At 70.5% G+C, this 19,192-nt stretch carries 19 protein-coding genes; 1 reads left to right on the top strand and 18 read right to left on the bottom strand.

Going from position 1 to position 19,192, the window contains the following annotated elements:
• Positions 1 to 41: 41 nt before the first annotated feature.
• From arsC to BRESU_RS04365, 13 genes are all read right to left on the bottom strand, one after another.
• On the bottom strand, positions 42 to 467 hold the full coding sequence (gene arsC / locus BRESU_RS04425) for an arsenate reductase (glutaredoxin) (protein WP_013268304.1): 426 nt from the start codon (positions 465 to 467) through the stop codon (positions 42 to 44).
• Positions 467 to 3,358, bottom strand: coding sequence for a bifunctional [glutamine synthetase] adenylyltransferase/[glutamine synthetase]-adenylyl-L-tyrosine phosphorylase (locus BRESU_RS04420; protein WP_013268303.1), 2,892 nt, complete (start codon positions 3,356 to 3,358; stop codon positions 467 to 469). Before BRESU_RS04420 ends, arsC begins: the two co-directional genes overlap by 1 nt.
• Positions 3,355 to 4,767, bottom strand: coding sequence for a sensor histidine kinase (locus BRESU_RS04415; protein ID WP_013268302.1), 1,413 nt, complete (start codon positions 4,765 to 4,767; stop codon positions 3,355 to 3,357). The genes BRESU_RS04420 and BRESU_RS04415 overlap by 4 nt, the downstream gene beginning before the upstream one ends.
• Before the next feature lie 9 nt (positions 4,768 to 4,776).
• Complete coding sequence (locus BRESU_RS04410; RefSeq protein WP_013268301.1) at positions 4,777 to 5,448, bottom strand: response regulator transcription factor; 672 nt, start codon at positions 5,446 to 5,448, stop codon at positions 4,777 to 4,779.
• Between the two features lie 69 nt (positions 5,449 to 5,517).
• Positions 5,518 to 7,080 (bottom strand): Do family serine endopeptidase, encoded by a 1,563-nt coding sequence (locus tag BRESU_RS04405; RefSeq protein WP_041762047.1) that lies wholly within the window; start codon positions 7,078 to 7,080, stop codon positions 5,518 to 5,520.
• A gap of 108 nt (positions 7,081 to 7,188) precedes the next feature.
• Positions 7,189 to 7,698 (bottom strand): cytochrome c-type biogenesis protein, encoded by a 510-nt coding sequence (locus BRESU_RS04400; RefSeq protein WP_013268299.1) that lies wholly within the window; start codon positions 7,696 to 7,698, stop codon positions 7,189 to 7,191.
• The gene (locus BRESU_RS04395; protein WP_013268298.1) at positions 7,695 to 9,689 is read right to left on the bottom strand and encodes a heme lyase CcmF/NrfE family subunit; all 1,995 of its coding nucleotides are present in this window, start codon (positions 9,687 to 9,689) and stop codon (positions 7,695 to 7,697) included. The genes BRESU_RS04400 and BRESU_RS04395 overlap by 4 nt, the downstream gene beginning before the upstream one ends.
• Positions 9,686 to 10,177, bottom strand: coding sequence for a cytochrome c maturation protein CcmE (gene ccmE, locus BRESU_RS04390; protein WP_013268297.1), 492 nt, complete (start codon positions 10,175 to 10,177; stop codon positions 9,686 to 9,688). Before ccmE ends, BRESU_RS04395 begins: the two co-directional genes overlap by 4 nt.
• A 70-nt stretch (positions 10,178 to 10,247) precedes the next feature.
• Positions 10,248 to 11,060: a c-type cytochrome biogenesis protein CcmI gene (ccmI, locus tag BRESU_RS04385; protein ID WP_013268296.1), complete on the bottom strand. Its 813-nt coding sequence runs from the start codon at positions 11,058 to 11,060 to the stop codon at positions 10,248 to 10,250.
• A gap of 17 nt (positions 11,061 to 11,077) precedes the next feature.
• The gene (locus BRESU_RS04380; protein ID WP_013268295.1) at positions 11,078 to 12,466 is read right to left on the bottom strand and encodes a hypothetical protein; all 1,389 of its coding nucleotides are present in this window, start codon (positions 12,464 to 12,466) and stop codon (positions 11,078 to 11,080) included.
• Between the two features lie 80 nt (positions 12,467 to 12,546).
• Complete coding sequence (locus BRESU_RS04375; RefSeq protein ID WP_013268294.1) at positions 12,547 to 13,977, bottom strand: sensor histidine kinase; 1,431 nt, start codon at positions 13,975 to 13,977, stop codon at positions 12,547 to 12,549.
• Positions 13,974 to 14,654, bottom strand: coding sequence for a response regulator transcription factor (locus BRESU_RS04370; RefSeq protein WP_013268293.1), 681 nt, complete (start codon positions 14,652 to 14,654; stop codon positions 13,974 to 13,976). The genes BRESU_RS04375 and BRESU_RS04370 overlap by 4 nt, the downstream gene beginning before the upstream one ends.
• Before the next feature lie 15 nt (positions 14,655 to 14,669).
• Positions 14,670 to 14,957, bottom strand: coding sequence for a hypothetical protein (locus BRESU_RS04365; protein WP_013268292.1), 288 nt, complete (start codon positions 14,955 to 14,957; stop codon positions 14,670 to 14,672).
• Positions 14,958 to 15,157: 200 nt separating this feature from the next.
• Between BRESU_RS04365 and BRESU_RS04360 the strand changes: the two genes are divergently transcribed.
• Positions 15,158 to 15,523, top strand: coding sequence for a hypothetical protein (locus tag BRESU_RS04360; protein WP_013268291.1), 366 nt, complete (start codon positions 15,158 to 15,160; stop codon positions 15,521 to 15,523).
• Positions 15,524 to 15,584: 61 nt separating this feature from the next.
• On the opposite strand, the gene BRESU_RS04355 is transcribed toward BRESU_RS04360, so the two are convergent.
• Genes BRESU_RS04355 through BRESU_RS04335 form a run of 5 tightly spaced genes read right to left on the bottom strand, consistent with a single transcriptional unit; the run spans position 15,585 to position 19,180 of the window.
• Positions 15,585 to 16,391, bottom strand: coding sequence for a PhzF family phenazine biosynthesis protein (locus tag BRESU_RS04355; protein WP_013268290.1), 807 nt, complete (start codon positions 16,389 to 16,391; stop codon positions 15,585 to 15,587).
• The gene (locus BRESU_RS04350; protein ID WP_013268289.1) at positions 16,391 to 16,972 is read right to left on the bottom strand and encodes a nucleotidyltransferase family protein; all 582 of its coding nucleotides are present in this window, start codon (positions 16,970 to 16,972) and stop codon (positions 16,391 to 16,393) included. The genes BRESU_RS04355 and BRESU_RS04350 overlap by 1 nt, the downstream gene beginning before the upstream one ends.
• Positions 16,969 to 17,778 carry a bifunctional hydroxymethylpyrimidine kinase/phosphomethylpyrimidine kinase gene (thiD, locus tag BRESU_RS04345; protein WP_013268288.1) on the bottom strand — a complete coding sequence of 270 codons (810 nt, stop codon included), beginning with the start codon at positions 17,776 to 17,778 and terminating at the stop codon, positions 16,969 to 16,971. The genes BRESU_RS04350 and thiD overlap by 4 nt, the downstream gene beginning before the upstream one ends.
• Positions 17,775 to 18,584, bottom strand: coding sequence for a dihydropteroate synthase (gene folP, locus BRESU_RS04340; protein WP_013268287.1), 810 nt, complete (start codon positions 18,582 to 18,584; stop codon positions 17,775 to 17,777). Before folP ends, thiD begins: the two co-directional genes overlap by 4 nt.
• A complete protein-coding gene (locus BRESU_RS04335) occupies positions 18,581 to 19,180 on the bottom strand; it encodes a YdeI/OmpD-associated family protein (protein WP_013268286.1) in 600 nt (199 codons plus the stop codon). The genes folP and BRESU_RS04335 overlap by 4 nt, the downstream gene beginning before the upstream one ends.
• Between the last annotated feature and the right edge of the window lie 12 nt (positions 19,181 to 19,192).

The raw sequence follows: 19,192 nt of genomic DNA, 5'->3' as shown, positions 1-19,192 counted from the left end.
GTTCAACGCGGATCCGTCCGGAGTCCGTCGCGGAACGGTCGTCAGGACCGGACGCGGCGTCCCGCGGCATCGACCACGACCTCTCCGTCCTCCTTGGTGAAAGGCTGCAGGCCTTCGGCGGGCAGGAGGTCCAGCACCGTTTCCGACGGGCGACACAGCCGGACGCCGAGAGGCGACACGACGATCGGACGATTGAGCAGCACCGGATGGGCCTCGATCGCGTCGAGGAGGCGGTCGTCGCCCAGCCCGGGATCGCCCAGCCCCAGATCGGCGAACGCGGCTTCCTTCTCGCGCAACAGGGCGCGGAGCGGAACGCTCGCCCTCGACGCCAGCTCGGTGATCAGGGCCCGGCTCGGCGGGGTCCTCAGATACTCGATCACATGGGGCTCGATCCCGACGTGGCGGATCAGGGCCAGGGTGTTGCGGGACGTGCCGCAACCCGGGTTGTGATAGATGACGACGTCCATCAGGTCGCGCTCCCTCGCGGCGGTGGCAGGGCCTTGTCGAACGCCTTGCGCGCGGTCGTCCGCGTGCGCTCCAGCCGCCGCACCAGCGCCCTGAAATCCGTCTCGCCGGCCGCCGTGGCCAGCCGGGCGTGGAAAGTGGCGGGCTCGGCCTCGACGTCGGCGCGGTCGTCGAAGGCGCAGGCCAGCAACTGTGACAGGCCCTGCTGCAACGCCCAGGCGTCGTGAAGCGCCTTGTCGGTCGCCAGCTGATCGAGGGTCGAGACGCTGAGCGCACCCCCCTTCGCCGCCGCCTGAAGCTGCCGGAACTGACCGACGAACTCGGCGTCGACCAGCCCGCCCGGAACCAGCTTCAGGTCCCAGAACCCCGAGGCCCGACGTTCGCGCTCCATCAGGTCGCGCATGGCCCGGACCTCGGCCGCCACCTTCACGCCCGGACGCGGGCGGCGCAGGGCAGCCTCGATGGCGGCGGTGACCCGGTCCCCGAAGGCGGGATCGCTGGCCCAGGCGACCCGGGCGCGGGTCAGGGCCATGAACTCCCAGGTCGCGGCCTCCTCGGCATAGTAGGCGCTGAACCCCGACAGCCGCACCGACACCGGCCCCTTGGAGCCGGAGGGGCGCAGGCGCATGTCGACCTCATACAGCCCGCCCTCGGCCGTGTGCGCCGACAGGGCCGAGATCAGCCGCTGGGTGAAGCGGACATAGAAGGTGTCGGCCGACCAGCCCTTCGTCTCCGACACGGCGTCGGCGGGCGCGTCATAGACGGTCATCAGGTCCAGGTCCGACCCCGCCGTCATCTCGCCCGACCCGGCCTTGCCCAGGGCGATGACCGCGACCGCGCCGGGGAAGCCACCGCCCAGCCGCTCGGTCTCGGTCAGGGCGGCGGCCGACAGGGTCCGCATCACGGCATCGGCCAGGTTGGTGAACCCCCGCCCCGCCGCCTGGGGTCCGACCCGGCCGGTCAGGGTCTGCATGCCGATGCGGAAGGCCTGTTCGCGGTGCAGGCGGCGCACGGCGTTCATCGCCCCTTCGAAGTCGCCGGCGGCCCGGGCTTCCTCGTCCATCTGGTCGAACAGGCCGGTGTTGACGCCCAGCTCGGTCTCGAACCGGGCGTCCAGCATGGAATCCAGCGCGGCCGGATAGCGCCCCAGGGTCCGGGCCAGCCGGGGGGCGAAGGCCATGACGCCCACGATCCGCTCGAACAGCTCGGGCTGGTTCAGGAACAGGGCCTGGATCTGCACCCCCGCCGACAGGCCCGAGAAGAAGACCGAGAACCGCCGGAAGGCCGCATCCGCCGACCCCGCCCGCGCCAGGGCCGTCAGCAGGCGCGGGGCCAGCCGGGTGAACAGCTCGCGCCCCCGGACCGACCGCGTCGCCGGGATCCGCCCGTGGTGCCAGGACCGGATGGTGTCGGCGACGTTCGCGGGGTCCGAGAACCCCATCCGTCCCAGCGTCGCCAGGGTCTCCGGGTCGTTGTCCACTCCGGTGAAGACCAGGCTGCCGAACGGCGAGGACAGTTCCTCCTCCCCCTCGAACAGCGCCCCGTAGCGCTGGTTGACGCCCAGCAGGATCGCCTCGACGCCCGCGTCGAAGATCGCCAGGTTCGCTTCCCCCGCCAGGGCCGCGACGGCGGCGCGACGGGTGGGGTCGGCGGGCAGGACGTGGGTCTGCTCGTCGTCCAGCATCTGGACCCGGTGTTCCAGCCCGCGCAGCTCGACATAGGCCTCGGTCATTTCGGCCGCGACACCGGCCGGAAGGTGGCCTTTGGCGACGAGGGCGGCGAGGGCATCCACGGTGCGCGGCGATCGCAGCGAAGGGTCCCGCCCTCCGAGGATCAGCTGCTGGGTCTGGGCATAGAATTCGATCTCGCGGATGCCGCCGCGCCCCAGCTTCAGGTTCGCGCCGGCCGCTTCCAGCCCCTCCCCCGTCTTGTGGACGTGGATCTGGCGCTTGATCGACTGGATATCCAGCACGGCCTGATAGTCGAGGCTGCGCCGCCAGACGAAGGGCACCATGTCCTTCAGGAAAGCGGTCGCAGCGTCGAAATCGCCGCAGATGACACGGGCCTTGATGAAGGCGGCGCGCTCCCAGTTCTGACCGACGGACTCGTAGTAATCCAGCGCCATGGGCACGGCGACGACCGGCGGCGTCGACGACGGGTCCGGCCGCAGCCGCAGATCGACGCGGAAGACATAGCCGTCCGCCGTCCGTTCGCTCAGCAGGGCCGCCACCCCCTGCGCGACCCGGTTCATCAGCCCCTGCGCCTCCGTCCCCTCGGCCAGCACGGGAGCCAGGCGCTCGGGATCGAAGAACAGGCTGAGATCGATGTCGGAGGAATAGTTCAGCTCGAACGCCCCGTGCTTGCCCATGGCCAGGCCGAACAGGCCGGGGATGGGCCCGCGCGTGTCGGCGGCAGGGGTCAGCAGCTTGCCGCGCCGGCGCAGGTCCTCGGCGACGCCCGACAGGGCCGCGCGGGACGCGACGTCGGCGAACCGGCTGAGCGCCCCCGTCACCTGATCCAGGTCCCAGACCCCGCCCAGATCGGCCAGGGCCGTCAGCAGATGCAGCTCGGCCTTCAGATGCCGCAAAGGCCCCCGCATGTCGTCGGCTCCGCCCGTCAGGGCGATGGTGCGGGCGATGACGTCTGCGAGTCGCGCCTCGACCGGATCACGCAGCACGGCGTGCAGGATGGCGGGCCAGCGCCGCGCCAGACCGAACAGATAGGGCGAGGCGGCGAACACCGGGCACAGCGCGGGCCAGGCCGCGTCGAACGTCTCGCCCCAGCCGCCCTCGGCCGCCAGGGCCGCCAGCCGCTCCCGGGCACGCTCGGCGACCGCCGCATCGACCACGGGGCCGCAAGAGGCGATCCGCCGACCCAGCGGCAGGTCGCTCACGCCGCGCTCGCGGGCGGCAGGATCAGGGCCACGCGCAGGCCGGGACCGAAACCACCGTATTCGCCCGGTCCCTCATCCAGCTGGATACGGCCCAGGTGAGCCTCCATGACCGCCCCGACCAGCGACAGGCCGAGGCCCGATCCGGCCTCGGTGCGGCTGTTGTCCAGCCGCACGAACCGCTCGATGACCCGTCCGCGATCGGCCTCCGGCACGCCCGGGCCGGTGTCGGTGACCGAATACTCGATCTCGCCCGAGGAACGCCGCCGCGCGCGCAGCATCACCGCGCCGCCGACCGGCGTGTATTTGATGGCGTTGTCGATGACGTTGGCCAGGGCCTGAGCCAGGAAGGGCCGCCCGCCCTCGATCATCAGCCCGGTCTCGATCTCGGCCGAGAACTCCAGCCCCTTGTCCTCGGCGGCGGGCTCGTACAGCTCGGCCATGTCGGCGGCCAGATCGGCGGCGTCGAACACGGCGGCGTCCGGGATCCGCCCCGCCGCCGCCTGCAGCCGGGCGATGGCCAGGACGGTGTTGAACGTCTTCAGCAGGGTGTCGGCCTCGTCCAGCGCGATGCCCAGGGCCTCGACCCCGGTGACCTTGCCGTTGTCGGCGTCGATCAGGGCGACCTCCAGCTTGGCCCGCATCCGCGTCAGGGGCGAGCGCAGGTCGTGGGCGATGGCGTCGCCGGCGTGCCGGATCGAGGCCATCGACCCCTCGAGGCGGTCCAGCATGTGGTTCAGGCCGCGGCCCAGTTCATCCAGCTCGTCGCCGGTCGCCTTGACCGGCACCCGCGCCTTCAGATCCCCCTCCTCCACCGCCGAGACGACGCGGTTCAGCCGCGCCATCGACCGCTCCAGATTGCGGCTGATCAGCAGGCCGCCGCCCAGCCCCAGCAGCAGCACCATCCCCATGGCCGCCCACAGAGCCTGGGTCAGCCGGTTCAGATAGGCTTCGGTGTCGCCCAGGCTCTCGCCGACGATCAGGGTCTCGCCCCCCGACAGGCGGGAGGTCACCGCCCGCACCTGCGGCCGGATCACGCGGCCTTCGGCATCGGTGTCGGTGAAGGGAAAGGTCGTCCAGTCGCCGTCCTTGGCCGTTGGCTCGAACGGGCTTTCGCTGAGGCTGCCAGTGATGAAGGCCCCGTCCTTGTCCATCAGCCGGTAGACGAAGGCGCTGCGCGTCAGGGTCCGGTCGATGACCGCCATGTTCAGGGCGTCGAAGCCGCGGCTGTCATAGATGCCGCGCAGCGCCTGGAGCTCGCCGGCCACGTCCGCCTGCGCCTTGGCCTGCGCCTCCGCCGCCGAGGCGATGTAGACATAGGCCAGGATCGCGCTCGCCGCCGCCGCGAACAGGGCGAGGAACAGCAGCGTCAGCCGGAAGGGCGTGCGGCGGAAAAGGGAGGGGAGTGTCATCGAGGCCGCTTACGCCTCGAGCCGATACCCCGCGCCCCGGACCGTCTGCAGCATGGCGCGGTCGAAGCCCTTGTCGATCTTGGAGCGCAGGCGGCTGATGTGGACGTCGATGACGTTGGTCTGGGGGTCGAAATGGTATTCCCAGACCTTCTCCAGCAGCATGGTGCGCGTCACCGATTGCCCGGCGTGGCGCATCAGGAACTCCAGCAGCTGGAACTCGCGCGGCTGCAGGTCGATCTCGGAGGTGCCGCGATGCACCGTGCGGGCGATCAGGTTCATCTCCAGGTCGCCGACCTTCAGCACGGTCTGCACCCCGCCCGTCTCGCGGCGGCGCGACAGGGCCTCGACCCGGGCGATCAGCTCGGCGAAGGCATACGGCTTGACCAGATAGTCGTCGCCGCCCGCCTTCAGGCCCACGACGCGGTCTTCGACCTCGCCCATGGCCGACAGGAACAGGACCGGAGTCTGGTCACCGTCCTTGCGCAGGGTCTCGACCATGCCGATGCCGTCCAGCCGGGGCATCATGCGATCGACGACATAGACGTCGTATTCGCCCTTCTGCGCTTCCAGCAGGCCATAGGCCCCGTCGATGGCGTGGGACACGGTGTGCCCGCCCTCGGTCAGGCCGCGCACCATCGCCTGGGCCGCCTCGGCGTCGTCCTCGACAACCAGAATCTTCATCGGCCCGTCTCCCGGATACAGAATCGCCGCCGACGGTAGCCCATCGGCGGCGATCTTGGGAGTTACGGCTTATTCAGGCTTGGAAAGCTCAAGAACCACCGGAGCATTCCCCTCCGGGGTCCTGACGAGGAGGAACAATCCCTCGCGGCCCGCGGACCGCGCAGCCGCCACGGCGGCGCGGAAGTCGGCAACGGTGCGAACGGGACGCCCATTGGCCTGCTGGATGACGAACCCGGGTTGATAGCGATCCCGTGCTGCCTGCGATGTGCTGGCGACGGCTGTGACAACCAGCCCTTCGATGCGTTCCGGAATCGAGAAGCGCGTCCTCAGGGCATCCGTCAGTGGCGTGAGGGTCAGGCCCTCGACCACTTCGCCGGCCGGGGCCACCGGACGCTCGGGATCCGGGCTGGTCTCGTCCTGTCCGCCCTGCGCCGTGGCATTGATGTCTGCCGGACGTGTCCCGGAGCGGATGTTCAGCGTCTGACGCCGTCCTTCGCGGAAGATTTCGAGACGAAGCTCATCCCCGGGCGCAGCCTGACCCACCTGCCGGGTCAGCGCGGTCGACGTCGTGATATCGTCGCCGTTCAGCTTGACCACGATGTCACCGGCGCGAAGACCTCCGCGATCTCCAGGACCGCCTGCCGTTACGTCCGCGACATAGGCGCCCTCGGTGTCTGCCGGCAAATCGGACGCTGCACGCTGTGCGTCGCTGAGGGTGGTGATCTGGACGCCCAGATAGCCGCGCTGGATCGCCTGGCCGCTCATCAGGCGGTCGGTCACAGACTTGGCGATGTTGGCCGGAATGGCGAAGCCGATGCCGACCGAGCCGCCCGTCGGCGAGAAGATCGCCGAGTTCACGCCGATCACCCGGCCATAGATGTCGAACGTCGGGCCGCCCGAGTTGCCCCGGTTGATGGCGGCGTCGATCTGCAGATAGTCGGTGTAGGGTGTCGAACTGTCGCCGATCTCGCGGGCACGGGCCGAGACGATGCCGGCCGTGGCGGTGCCGCCCAGACCGAACGGATTGCCCACGGCGATGACCCAGTCGCCCACGCGCGGATCGGCCGTTTCCTCGAAGCTGACGAACTTGAAGTCGTTGCCCTCGACCTTGATGACGGCCAGGTCGGTGTCCTGATCGCGCCCGACCAGACGGCCCGCCAACTCACGGCCGTCGGACAGCTTGACGGTGATCTTGGTGGCGTTGGCCACGACGTGGTTGTTGGTGACGATGAAGCCGTCCGCCGAGATGAAGAAGCCGGACCCGGCGCCCTGCGCCGTGCGGGGCTCCTCTTCCTCGCCCGGCTGCTGCGTGTCCGGGGCCTGGAAGCCGAACCCGGGCAGGCCGGGGATGGGGATGACGCCGCCGCGCGGACGTTCCACGGGCGTTTCCACGTCGATCTGCACCACGGCGGGGGCGACCTGCTCGAAGATGTCGGCGAAGCTGAGCGGCGCGCCCTGCGGCGGGGCGAAGGCCAGGCCGGCGGCCCCGGCCGATGGGATCAGCCGTCCGGCGGCGGTGGGCCGTTCGGCGGCGTTGGCGCCCGGCCAGTCGATCACCCCCCCGGCGGTCGCCGCGGCGGCGAAGGTCAGGCCAACGGCGGCCCCCAGGATGAATTCCTTGCGCTTCATCATCGGTCTGTTGCGATCCTTCATTGGACCCCTTGCGGGCATCCGTTTCGCCTTTGGATATAGGACGATGGCGGCTTTCGCCAACCATCGCTGTTCGACGCTTCTACCTGCCTAGCGCCCGTCGTGAGGCGCGGTTGCGTCAGGATCAGGGCGAACCGTTTCAGACTGGAGAAGATCGGCCAGCCGGCGCTCCTCGTCCGGCGAAAGCGGTGCCGACTCCACAGCCTTGCGCCGCCCGAAGGCGATCAGGGCCGCCGCGCCCAGCAGCACGAGCAGCAGGGGGCCGAACCACAGCAGCCATGTCCCCCCGCGCACCGGCGGGGTGAACAGGATGTAGTCGCCGTACAGCCGCACCAGGTCGTCGCGCACCGCAGCGTCGGTATCGCCCGAGGCAATCTCCTCGCGGATCCTCTGACGCATGTCGCCGGCGATGCCCGCGGGACTGTCGGCGATCGATTCGTGCTGGCAGACGACGCAGCGCACGTCCTTGAACAGGGCCTGGGCGCGGGCCTCCTGCGCGGCATCGGGCAAGGGGCGATCGGGCGCGGCGGCCGGTTCGGCGGCGAAGGCAGGGCTGGCCAGAAGGGTCAGGGCCGCAAAACCGGCCAGCAACGTCCTCATGCCGCCACCGCCTTCCTGCGCCCTCCGATGGCCAGCCGCAGCCGACGGTCGAACAGGCTCAGCACCCCGCCCAGCGCCATGATGAACGGCCCCAGGAAGATCAGCCGCGCCCAGGGATTGAAGTACACCCGCACGCTCCAGGCGTTCTGGCCCTGCGCGCCCGCCCGGCGCTCGCCCATGACCACATAGACGTCGTCCAGCCCCCGGAAATCCAGACCGACCTCGGTCGTCGTCTGGCCGCCCGCCGGGAAGAAGCGACGCTCGGCCGTGACGGTCCGGGCCGCAGGACCGGGCCTGACCGGGGACACCGTCAGCGTGCCCTGCTCCGCCAGATAGTTGGGCCCCTCGACGACCTCGACCTTGTCCAGCGACACGCGCCACGGCCCGGCCGTCACGGTCTGGCCGATGGAGATGGGCGCAGCGGCCTCGACCTTGAACCCGGTCTCGATCACGGCCCCCAGAACGAAAACGCCCAGCCCGGCATGGGCCAGCGTCATGCCCCACGCCCCCAGGGGCAGGCCCCGCGCGCGGCGCAGGACCTCGCCCAGCGGGACCTTGAACAGGCGCACCCGCTCGATCACCTCGGCCAGCGCGCCGAAGATCAGCCAGGCCCCGATGGCGAGACCTCCGGCGGCCAGGGCCTTCTTCGGCTCGAAGGCCAGCCAGCCGACGAACCCGGCCCCGATGGCCAGGGCCCCGGCGACGGCCAGACGCTGGATCGCGCCCTTCGCGTCGCCCCGCTTCCAGGCCAGCAGAGGCCCGGCCGGCAGGATCAGGAAGGCTACGAGCATCAGGGGCGTGAAGGTCAGGGCGAAATAGGGTGGGCCGACCGAGATCGTCGCGCCCGTCGCCGCCTCGAGGATCAGCGGATACAGGGTGCCCAGCAGCACGGTCACGGCCGCCACGGTCAGGAACAGGTTGTTCAGCACCAGCGCGCCCTCGCGGCTGACCGGCGCGAACATGCCCCCGCCCTTCAGTTGCGGCGCGCGCCAGGCGAACAGGGCGAAGGCGGACCCGGCCGTGAAGCCCAGGATGCCCAGCAGCATCATGCCGCGCTCGGGATCGACGGCGAAGGCGTGGACGCTGGTCAGGACGCCGGAACGGACCAGGAAGGCCCCCAGCATGGAGAAGCTGAAGGCCAGCAGCGCCAGGAACACGGTCCAGCCCGCCAGCGCCCCGCGCCGCTCGGTCACCACCGCCGAGTGCAGCAGGGCCGCGCCGGCCAGCCAAGGCATGAAGGAGGCGTTCTCGACCGGGTCCCAGAACCACCAGCCGCCCCAGCCCAGTTCGTAATAGGCCCAGAAGGCCCCCAGAGTGATCCCGCCGGTCAGGAAGACCCAGCTGGCCAGGGCCCAGGGCCGGACCCAGCGGCCCCATGCGGGCCAGAAGCCGGAGAAGGCCTTGCCCTCGATCAGGGCGGCGACGGCCAGGGAGAAGGTCACCGAAAACCCGACGTAGCCCATGTAGAGAAGCGGCGGATGAAAGGCCAAAGCCGGGTCCTGCAGCAGCGGGTTCAGCGACGCCCCCTGGATCGGGGCGGGGTCCAGCCGGCTGAAGGGGTTCGAGGTGAAGACGGCGAACGCCAGGAACAGCGCGCCCAGGGCACCCTGCACCCCCACGGACGAGGTCTTGAGGCCGAACGGCAGGCCGCGCGCCCGCGTAAGGGCGGCCCCGAATACGGTCATGACCAGGCACCACAGGACCAGCGACCCCTCGTGGCTGCCCCAGGCGGCGGCGACCTTGTAGAGCATCGGCTTGTCGGTGTGGCTGTTGGACGCCACGTTCGCGACCGAGAAGTCGGACGTCGCGAAGGCGAAGATCAGCGCGCCGAAGGCCAGGGCGACGGCCCCGGCGGCGGCGAGCGCGGCGCCTTCCGCCCCCCCGGCCAGCAGCGGGCTGCGCCGCATGCGTCCGGCGGTGGACAGCCCCGTCTGCAGCACCGACAGGGCCAGGGCCAGGACCAGGCAGAAGGACCCGAATTCAACGATCACAGGCTGCTGGACCCCGTCGGTGCCCGGGCCGGGGCCTCACCCTCGGGCCGCCATTCGCCGTCGGCCTTCAGCCGGTCGGAGACCTCGCGCGGCATATAGCGCTCGTCGTGCTTGGCCAGGACGGTGTCGGCGTGGAAGGTCCGGTCCGCCTGGAAAGACCCTTGCGCCACGACCCCCTGCCCCTCGCGGAACAGGTCGGGCAGGTCACCGCGGTAGATGACCCGCGTGGTCGCCTTGTTGTCGGTGACGGCGAAGCTAACGTCGGCCCCGTGCATCTGGACGCTGCCGGTCTCGACCAGGCCACCCAGCCTGATGACCCGGCCGGTCGGGGCCTTTTGCTCGGTCACTTCCGACGGCGAGAAGAAAAAGGTGACGCTGTCCTGCATGGCCCATAGCGACAGGCCGACGGCCAACGCCAGCACGGGGGCGGCGGCCGCCACGACCCACAGACGACGCCGGGCCTTGGGCGATTTTGGAAGCCAGCTCATGGATGCGCGATACCGGTCAGATCACAACAGGATGCCGCGTATAGACCCGCCCGCGCCTGGCTCCAACGGGTCATCCCGCCGCTGCCAGCTGGGCCGCGAGACCCGCCCGACGGGGGTCGGCGGGGTCGAGCACGGCGATCAGCGGCCCCCACATTTCCTGCGCCAGGGCCTGGTCGCCACGCGCCAGGGCCGCCTGGCCCAGGAAGAAGCGCGCGCCCAGCTGATCGGGGTCACGGCGCACGGCCTGCACGAAAGCGGCCTCGGCATCGGAGCCCACCGTACCGTCGTTGGCGCGGACCAGACTTTCGCCCAGCCGGGACCAGCTCTGCGCATCGTCCGGCCGGATCTCCAGCGCCCGGCGGAAGGCCGAGGCCGCGCCGATGGGGTCCTCGGCCTGGAAGCGCGCGGCCCCCAGCATGGTCAGGGCGGTGTGGTTGCCGGGATCGCGCTTCACGGCGCGGGTCAGGACGGCCGCCATCTGGGCTGCGTCCAGCGTCTCGGGCGAGGCGGTCCATTCGTCGATCCGGCGTTCATAGGTCTGGTCCGGCAGGCCCGGCGCGCCGAACACGAAATAAAGGCCCAGCGCCACCGCGGCCGTAACCACCAGCGCCGACATCACGATGGTCCGGTCCCGGCCCCCGACCTGGATGACCGGCTCGGGTCCCGCATCGGCCAGAAGGCGACGACCAGCCTCGGCACGGGCACTGGCATAGGCGTCGTCGTCAAGCAGGCCGCGCCCCTTCAGCCGGTCCAGCTCCGCCAGCTCAGCCGAGGCCGTGTCGGACGACGCGGGAACCGTCGTCAGCCCCTGTCGGGCGGCGGTCAGCACCAGCCAGCCCGCGAGCGCCGTGGCGAGCCCGGCCAGCGTCCAGAAAACGATCATGCGAGCGGCTTAGCGGATCACGCCGCGCGGGGCGAGGTCTCAGGTGTCGCGGCGGTCAGGGCGGCGCTGGCGGCGGCCGCCCTGCGACGCGCGGTCTTGGCCGCGTCGGTCGCATCGATCAGCAGCAGCAGGCGCGCCAGGGTCTCGATCAGGTTCAGCGCTGCGCGGTTGTCCGGTGCCTCGCCCGCATTGATGACCTCGACGACCAGATCGACGTAGATGGTGACCCGCTCGATCACCGACTGGACCAGCTGGTAGCGCAGGGACTCGCAGCCGAAGACCTGGGCCGAGCTGCGGATGGCACCGACCAGCGTCAGCATCACGCGTGCCGTCTCGACGGCTTCCGGTCCGGCCAGCTGGTCCAGGGCGGCGACCTCGCGCGTCATGCGCCCGGTCGTCTGGACCCGGCGGGTCGGCATGATCTTCTCCAGCGCCTTCTCGGTCGACTTCAGCGTGGCCGACAGGGTGCGGTTGATGCGGATCCGCGCCTCCCGCGCCGACTTGCCCCACGCGCCGTCGGGATCCAGCTGGAAGGTCCGGTCAAGCTCGGCCAGGGTCTCGCCGCACCAGGCGATGTCGGCCTTCAGGCCGGCCTCCGGGGCTGCGCCGGCGCGTCCGGGCCTAAAGGCGGCGATCCGGGCCACCCGGGCCTCGACCTCGCCGATCAGGCGGTCCACGAAGACGGCCATCTCGGATTCCGACAGCACGCCTTCCTTGCCCGCGGCTCGGGACGAATGGATCACCAGACGCAGGATCAACGCCGCCTCGCCCAGATGGGCGAACAGGATCTCGAGCAGGCGCGGTCCGCCGTCGGGCGCGATCTCGGCGCCGTCGCGGATCATCAGACGCAGCTCGGCCAGCTGGTCTTCGCTGGGCCGCAGGATCAGGGCCGGAAGCGCCACGATGCCGCGGCGCGCCAGGACGGCCAGATCGAAACAGGCCGCCAGTTCGCGCAGACCCTCGTCGCGCGCGGCCGGATCCCATCCCGCCGCCGGCCAGATGATGTCGGGCTGATCGCGGATCACGCCGGAAGCAGCCACGCAGAAGCGGTTGGCCACGGCCACGACATCGGCGTCCTGTTCGCGGTACCGGATGTCGTCGAAGCGGGTCAGCAGCGCCGGCTCCTTGGCGGCGGCGGCCTTCCACAGCCGGGGCAGCACCGCGGAGGGGAAGGTCAGCGACGCGACCCCGTCGGGGCGCGGTCGGAACATCGGCAGCATGGGGGCGAAGGCGAATGCGCGGCGGCGCCGGTCGGTCGTCTCGTCGGCAAGCATCTGGCTCAGCGCGCGGGCCCGCTCGCCCGGCATCTGGCCAACGGCCATCGACAGCGTCTTCAGGACACTGTCGGGCACCCGCTCCAGCATCTGGGCGAGCACGGCACGATGGGCGACCGAGAGTTCGGCCATTCTGATCTCCGACGGACAGGACGAACCCCGCCTTCGCAGCACGGTGAATGCTCTAGGTTAAGAATCCGGAAGCGACGATGTCACGCCTCGGCGGCCGGCAGTTCGAGCACCGCCTTCAGCCCGCCCAGGTCGCTCGCCGCCAGCGTCAGGCGCCCGCCATAGGCCCGGGTCAGGTCCTCCACGATTGCCAGGCCCAGGCCTGACCCGGGAGCCTCCTCGTCCAGTCGGGCACCGCGCTTCATGACCTCGTCGCGCTGGTCGGCGGGCAGTCCGGGACCGTCGTCCTCGACCACGGCGATCATCTGGCCCAATCCGCTGCCCCCGGCGGAGACACGAACCCGGCGGTTCGACCATTTGCAGGCGTTCTCCATCAGATTGCCCAGCACCTCCTGCAGGTCCTGGCGCTCGCCGAGGAAGGCCAGTTCGTCCGGGGCGCGCCAGTCGATCTCGACGCCCTTGGACTGGAACACCCGCTCCAGCATCACGGCGAGTTCGTCGATGACCTCGCCGACGGGGGTGCGTTCGCCCAGACCCTGGGCCCGGGCGGCCGCGCGGGCGCGGCGAAGGTGGTGGTCGACCTGGCCCTTCATGATCTCGGACTGGCGGCGCACGACACCGGCCAGCGGGGTCGGATCGCTCTCCGCCTCGGCCAGCATGACCGACAGCGGCGTCTTCAGGGCATGGGCAAGGTTGCCGACGTGAGTCCTCTGGCGCTCCACCACTTCCTGATTGTGGTCCAGCAGCCGGTTGACCTGTTCGGCCAGGGGCTGGATCTCGGTCGGATAGTCGCGCGCGATCCGGGCGGCGCGGCCCTTCCGCACGTCGGCGATCTCGTTGCGCAGGTCGAACAGGGGCCGCAGGCCGATCTGGACCTGCAGGAACACCGCGATCACCAGCCCGATCCCCAGGATCAGCAGCGCGGTCCATGTGAAGGTCGCGAACTGGCGCGTGTCCATCTCGATGTCGGACCGGTCGATCCCGGCCATGAAGACCAGGGGCTGGGTCCGCCCCGGCAGGGTCTTCATGCTGGCCGCGATCCGCAGGGGCTGGCTGCCGTCCGGCAGGACGCCGGGGTCGTTGTAGCTCACCAGCGCCCCCAGCGATGCCTGCAGACGCGCGGGCAGTTCGCTGTCGGCATAGAGGCTCTCGCCCGCCAGGGAGGGGGACCGCACCAGAACCCGCATCCGCCCGTCCGCGGTCAGTTCGGCGATCTGCCAGTATTTGCCCGACAGCCCCCGCAGCGTGCGTCCGTCCTTGATCTCGGCCACCGTGACCCCCTCGGGCGCGGCGACGCTGGCGATCACGACGTCGTCGATGGTGTTGGACAGAACGTTGCCCAGCCGCCGGAAGGCGCTTTCCTGATACTGACCGGTCAGCATCCAGCCGGTCAGCATCAGGGCCATGACGATCCAGCCCGAGGCCAGCCAGATCAGCCGTCGCGTCAGGCTGCGGCCCGGTCGGCCGAACCAGCGACCCCAGGACGGTGTGTCGACCCCCGGCTCGGGGCTCACGCGGCCTCGGACTCGCCGGTCAGCGGCGTCAGACGATAGCCCAGCCCGCGCACGGTCTCGATCCGGTCGGACCCGACCTTCTTGCGCAGACGGCCGATGAAGACCTCGATCGTGTTGGAGTCGCGGTCGAAGTCCTGGTCGTACAGGTGTTCGACCAGCTCGGTCCGGCTGATGACGCGGCCCTGATGCATCATCATGTAGTGCAGCAGACGGTACTCCAGCGACGTCAGACGCAGCGGCTCGCCGTTCACGGTGGCGCGCGCCGCCTTGGGATCCAGCCGCAGGCCGCCGCACGACAGGGTCGCCGAGGCGATCCCCGCCGAACGCCGCAGCAACGCCCGCAGACGCGCCAGCAGCTCCTCGGTATGGAACGGCTTGGTCAGATAGTCGTCGGCCCCGGCGTCGAAGCCGGACACCTTGTCCGACCAGGCTCCGCGCGCCGTCAGGATCAGCACCGGCGTCGTCTTGCCGTCGCGCCGCCAGCGCTCCAGCACCGACACCCCGTCGATCTTGGGCAGGCCCAGGTCCAGAACCACGACGTCATAGGGTTCGGTATCGCCCAGGAAATGGGCTTCCTCGCCGTCGGCGGCGTGATCGACGGCATAGCCGGCGTCGCCCAGCGCCATCTTCAGCTGGCGCGACAGGTCGGCGTCATCCTCGACAAGCAGAACACGCATCGTTTCGTCCTATTCTCAGCCGCCGGCGTCGACGGAGATGTCCATGACACGACCGTCGCGCTCGAAGCGGAATACATGGCTGTTGCCGCGCTGGCCCATATAGCCGACGAAGCGGGCACCGCCCGCCCGGCCCTGGGCGATCGATTGCGCTTCGGTCACGCTCATCTGGCGGCGCTCGCGCATCTCGCCGCGATCGCCGTTACGATCGCGATCGCCGCGGAAGCCGCCACGATCCTGTGCGGCCGCGCTCAGGGGCGCTGCGGCGATCAGGGCGGCAAGGAGGATGGCGGAGACGCGGGACATGGGACGCTATCTGACGGATCGCCCGTGAACGGCGGCTGAACGCGCAGCTTAGACAGGTTTAACCGCACGCGAAACCGTCTGCGCCTCGCGGATGAACGGTCCCTGACACGGGCCGTTCAGAACCCGCTCAGCCGCGATCAGCTTTCATCAGGTCAACGCAGCCAGTCCGGTTGCGGTGATTTCAGTGACGGAGTGATCCCATGAAGAAGCTGCTCGTTCCCGCCCTCGTCCTGGCCGCCGTCTCGGCTGCCGCCCTGCCCGCCGCCGCCCAGTCCCACGGCCGTCCGGCTCCGTACGCCAATGCCGGTTACGGCAACTGGCAGGCGATCAACGCGCGTCAGGCCAACCTGGACCGCCGCATCGACCAGGGCGTGCGCAACGGTGCGCTGAGCCGTCGTGAGGCCACCCGCCTGCGCAGCGACTTCAACGGCCTGCTGCGCCTGGAGGCCAACTATCGCCGTGGCGGCCTGACGGCCTGGGAGCGCTCGGACCTCGACCGCCGCTTCGACCGCCTGTCGGCCCAGATCCGCATCGAACGCCGCGACCGCGACAACCGTCGCGGCTGAGGCGGACGGTTTCGATGAACAGGGGCGCGATCCGCAGGGGTCGCGCCCTTTTCCGTGCCCGTCAGAGCCGCAGCACGCTCTCCATCACCGTGACGGCCTGCCCCCGGATCAGCACACGGTTCCCCGCCAGTGCGCATTCGAACGTCGCGCCCCGCCCCGGAAAGGCCTGCAGGAACCGCACCGTCTGCCGACCCAGCCGGTTCGCGAACAGGGGCATCAACCCGCACCGCGCCGAGCCCGTCGCCGGATCCTCTTCCACGCCGCAACCCGGGCCGAAGAAGCGGTCCACCACATCGACGTCGCTCCGGTCCGACAGCGCACAGGCGATCACCTGACCTCGCTCCAGCGCCCCGTCTCCGAACGCCAGCAGCGCCCGGCTGTCGGGCGTCAGGGTGCGCACCGTCTCCGCATCGGCCATGATCGCCATCAGATACCGGCTGGCCCAGACCTCGACCGGCTCGGCCCCCAGGGCCTCGGCCAGACCCGGCGGCGTGTCGACCTGCGTGACCGGATCGACCGGAAAGTCCATCTCGTAGCCGTCACCGCGGCGGCGGACCGTCAGGGGCCCGGCGGCGGTGTCGAAGGTCAGGGTCCCGGCCTGCGATCCGAGCTCGGCGAACAGCACATGGGCGGCGGACAGCGTCGCGTGCCCGCACAGCGGCACCTCCGTCGCCGGGGTGAACCAGCGCAGGTCGAGCCGCGCCGGATCGGCGCTCCGGCGCAGAAAGGCGGTCTCGGAATGATTGTTCTCGGCGGCGAGCGCCTGCATCCAGCCGTCGTACGGCCAGGCCTCGAACGGCTCCACCACGGCGGCCGGGTTGCCCGTGAACGGGCGGTCAGCGAAGGCGTCGATGGTCCACTGGCGCATCAGGTCGCGTCTCCTCCCCGCACGGTCAGTTCAGGCCACCGCGTCGTCAGCTTCTCGACCACCCGGCCCCAATCCTTCGCCACGCCCCGGTTCGGATTGGGCCGTAGGATCAGGCCGAACATGTCCTCGAGGCCCAGCGGCGCGGCGATGCTGATCGTGTCGTCCGGTTCCAGCCGGATGCCGACCGCGAACGCGGGGGCCACGAACCGCTCCAGCGCCTCGTCGGTGCAGGCGATGGGGTCGTAGGGCTCGCCGAAATGGGCGGGAAACCAGATCGGCACCCGGGCCTGGTTGCGCACCTCGACGGTGCTGGCGAAAGGCTGGTCGAAGGCGGCGGCGATCCGTTTGATGACCACGTCCTCGGCATCCCACGACGTGTCCGGGTCGAAATAGCCGAGGTCGAAATCCTTGCGCCCATAGCCCGCCGGGCGTCCGGTCAGGGTGTTCCACACCGCCTGATAGACCGCACCCGAAAAGATCCGCCAGTCCGGCAGATCCTGCGCCCGCACCACGGTCAGCACATGCATCAGTCCGTTGTCGGCGCGGACGATCGCGGCCAGCCGGGCCTCCAGATCGCTCATCGCCCGCCCCGGGCCATCGCGTCCCGCAGCGGCCATCCGTGGTCCAGCGGCCCGTGCCCGCGGCCCAGTCCCGGGGCGCGCCGGATCGCCTCGGCGACATAGGCCCAGCCCTCCGCCACCGCGACCTCCAGCGGCCGCCCCAGCGCCAGCCCGGCCGCGATCGCGCTGGCCAGGGTGCAGCCCGTACCGTGCGTCGAGGTCGTGTCGACGCGCTCGCCCTCCAGCAGGGTCTCGCCGCGCGGCGTCAGCAGCAGGTCGACGACGGTCTCGCCCGGCACATGCCCCCCCTTCATCAGCACCGCCCGCGCGCCGAGCGTCAGCAGCGCCTCGCCCGCCCGCCGCTGCCCGTCCAGATCGACGACCGGAAGTCCGGTCAGGGCCTCGGCCTCCGGGGCATTGGGCGTCAGCAGGCCCGCGCGCGGGATCATCAGCGACCGGACCGCCTGGACGGCATCCTCGTCCAGCAGGGCCGCGCCGCCCTTGGCCACCATGACCGGATCGACCACGGCGACCGCGTCGCTGCTGTCCAGGATCGCCGCCACACGCTCCACCACCGCGACCGATCCCAGCATGCCGGTCTTGATCGCATCGGCCCCGATATCGTCCAGCACGGCCCGCGCCTGGGCCTCGATCAGATCCAGCGGCAGAGGATGGACGCCGTGGACGCCCAGGGTGTTCTGCACCGTGATCGCGGTGATGGCTGTGGCCGCATAGCCGCCCAGGGCGGTCACCGCCTTGATGTCGGCCTGGATGCCGGCCCCGCCGCCGGAATCGGACCCCGCGATGATCAGGACCCGGCCCCTCACGACGCCGCTCCCCCGATCGCCGCCTGCATGGCCAAAGCCTGGACCGTCTCGCGCACGTCGTGGACGCGGACGATTGAGGCCCCCCGTGCCGCCGCGTCGAGCGCGATGGCCAGCGAACCGCCCAGCCGGTCCCCCGCCTCGACCGCCGACGGGTCGATGTTCCGGATCATCCGCTTGCGACTGGCTCCCATCAGCACCGGATAGCCGGTCCGGACCAGGTCTCCCAGCCCGGCGATCAGCGCCAGATTGTGCTCGATCGTCTTGCCGAACCCGACCCCCGGATCCAGCGTGATCCGGCCCCGCGACACGCCCGCCGCCTCGGCCACCCGGGCCCGTTCGGCCAGATAGGCGGTCACCTCGGCCACGACGTCGTCATAGCGCGGCTCGACCTGCATCGATCGTGGCTCGCCCAGCATGTGCATCAGCACGACCTCGCACCCCAGGTCGGCCGCGACCGCCGGGCTGTCGGGAGAGAAGGTCAGGGCCGTCACGTCGTTCCAGATCGTGGCCCCCGCCGCCATGGCCGCGCGCGCGACCTCGGGCTTCATCGTGTCGATGCTGATGGGGCCATGCCAGCGCGCGTGCACCGCCTCGATGACCGGGAGTGTGCGCGCGATCTCCTCGTCGGCCGGGACCGGCTCCGCCCCCGGACGCGTCGACTCGCCCCCGATATCCAGGATGTCGGCCCCGTCCCCGATCAGCTTCATCGCCTGGGCCAGCCCGCCCTCGACGGAGGCATGCCGCCCCCCATCCGAGAAACTGTCGGGCGTGACGTTGAGGATGCCCATGACGCGGGGGCGAGTCATTCGGATTTCGCCTGCGGATGGATGGTCTCGCCGCGCCCCAGCATGGCGACGAACCGCGCGATGGCTTTCTGCCGCCCCGCCTCGGTCTTGAGGCTGCTGGTGCGGTGGATCAGGGCGAACCGGTTCTGGGACGTCAGGGTCTGGAAGGTCGCAAGCGCAGCGGGATCGGCCGCGATGGCCGTCATCAGATTGTCGGGGACGGTGGCGTCCTTCACCCGATAGGTCTTCTCCCAGCGGCCGTCGGCCTTCGCCGCCTCGACGTGCTTCAGGCCTGCAGGCTGCATCCGCCCTTCGGCGATCAGGCGCTCGGCGTGGGTTACATTGATCTCGCTCCAGCTGCTTTTGGGGCCGCGCGGGGTGAAGCGCTGAAGGAAGCTGGCGTCGTCCAGGCTCTTGCGCACCCCGTCGATCCAGCCCCACGTCAGGGCGACCGGGATTGCGTCTTTCCACGTCACGCTGGGGGTGCCGGACGCGACCTTGAACACCCGGATCCAGACCTCGGGCTCAGTAGCGTGGTGATCGCCCAGCCAGTCGTGGAAGGCCTCCGCATCCGTGAAGGCCCGCACCCGGCCGGGATCGACAACCATCGGCGCCATGCGTTTACGGTC

This window comes from Brevundimonas subvibrioides ATCC 15264 (assembly GCF_000144605.1).
Taxonomy (GTDB): domain Bacteria; phylum Pseudomonadota; class Alphaproteobacteria; order Caulobacterales; family Caulobacteraceae; genus Brevundimonas; species Brevundimonas subvibrioides.
Note: the sequence above shows the minus strand (reverse complement) of the source record. Positions and strands in the feature narration are given on the sequence as shown.

Coding starts and splice junctions, on each gene's coding strand:
- BRESU_RS04380 (WP_013268295.1), bottom strand. CDS start 12,466: ATGGCCGAACTCTCGGTCGCCCATCGTGCCGTGCTCGCCCAGATGCTG.
- BRESU_RS04405 (WP_041762047.1), bottom strand. CDS start 7,080: ATGATGAAGCGCAAGGAATTCATCCTGGGGGCCGCCGTTGGCCTGACC.
- BRESU_RS04335 (WP_013268286.1), bottom strand. CDS start 19,180: ATGGCGCCGATGGTTGTCGATCCCGGCCGGGTGCGGGCCTTCACGGAT.
- folP (WP_013268287.1), bottom strand. CDS start 18,584: ATGACTCGCCCCCGCGTCATGGGCATCCTCAACGTCACGCCCGACAGT.
- BRESU_RS04360 (WP_013268291.1), top strand. CDS start 15,158: ATGAAGAAGCTGCTCGTTCCCGCCCTCGTCCTGGCCGCCGTCTCGGCT.
- BRESU_RS04370 (WP_013268293.1), bottom strand. CDS start 14,654: ATGCGTGTTCTGCTTGTCGAGGATGACGCCGACCTGTCGCGCCAGCTG.
- ccmE (WP_013268297.1), bottom strand. CDS start 10,177: ATGAGCTGGCTTCCAAAATCGCCCAAGGCCCGGCGTCGTCTGTGGGTC.
- BRESU_RS04410 (WP_013268301.1), bottom strand. CDS start 5,448: ATGAAGATTCTGGTTGTCGAGGACGACGCCGAGGCGGCCCAGGCGATG.
- ccmI (WP_013268296.1), bottom strand. CDS start 11,060: ATGATCGTTTTCTGGACGCTGGCCGGGCTCGCCACGGCGCTCGCGGGC.
- arsC (WP_013268304.1), bottom strand. CDS start 467: ATGGACGTCGTCATCTATCACAACCCGGGTTGCGGCACGTCCCGCAAC.
- BRESU_RS04355 (WP_013268290.1), bottom strand. CDS start 16,391: ATGCGCCAGTGGACCATCGACGCCTTCGCTGACCGCCCGTTCACGGGC.
- BRESU_RS04400 (WP_013268299.1), bottom strand. CDS start 7,698: ATGAGGACGTTGCTGGCCGGTTTTGCGGCCCTGACCCTTCTGGCCAGC.
- BRESU_RS04365 (WP_013268292.1), bottom strand. CDS start 14,957: ATGTCCCGCGTCTCCGCCATCCTCCTTGCCGCCCTGATCGCCGCAGCG.
- BRESU_RS04415 (WP_013268302.1), bottom strand. CDS start 4,767: ATGACACTCCCCTCCCTTTTCCGCCGCACGCCCTTCCGGCTGACGCTG.
- BRESU_RS04350 (WP_013268289.1), bottom strand. CDS start 16,972: ATGAGCGATCTGGAGGCCCGGCTGGCCGCGATCGTCCGCGCCGACAAC.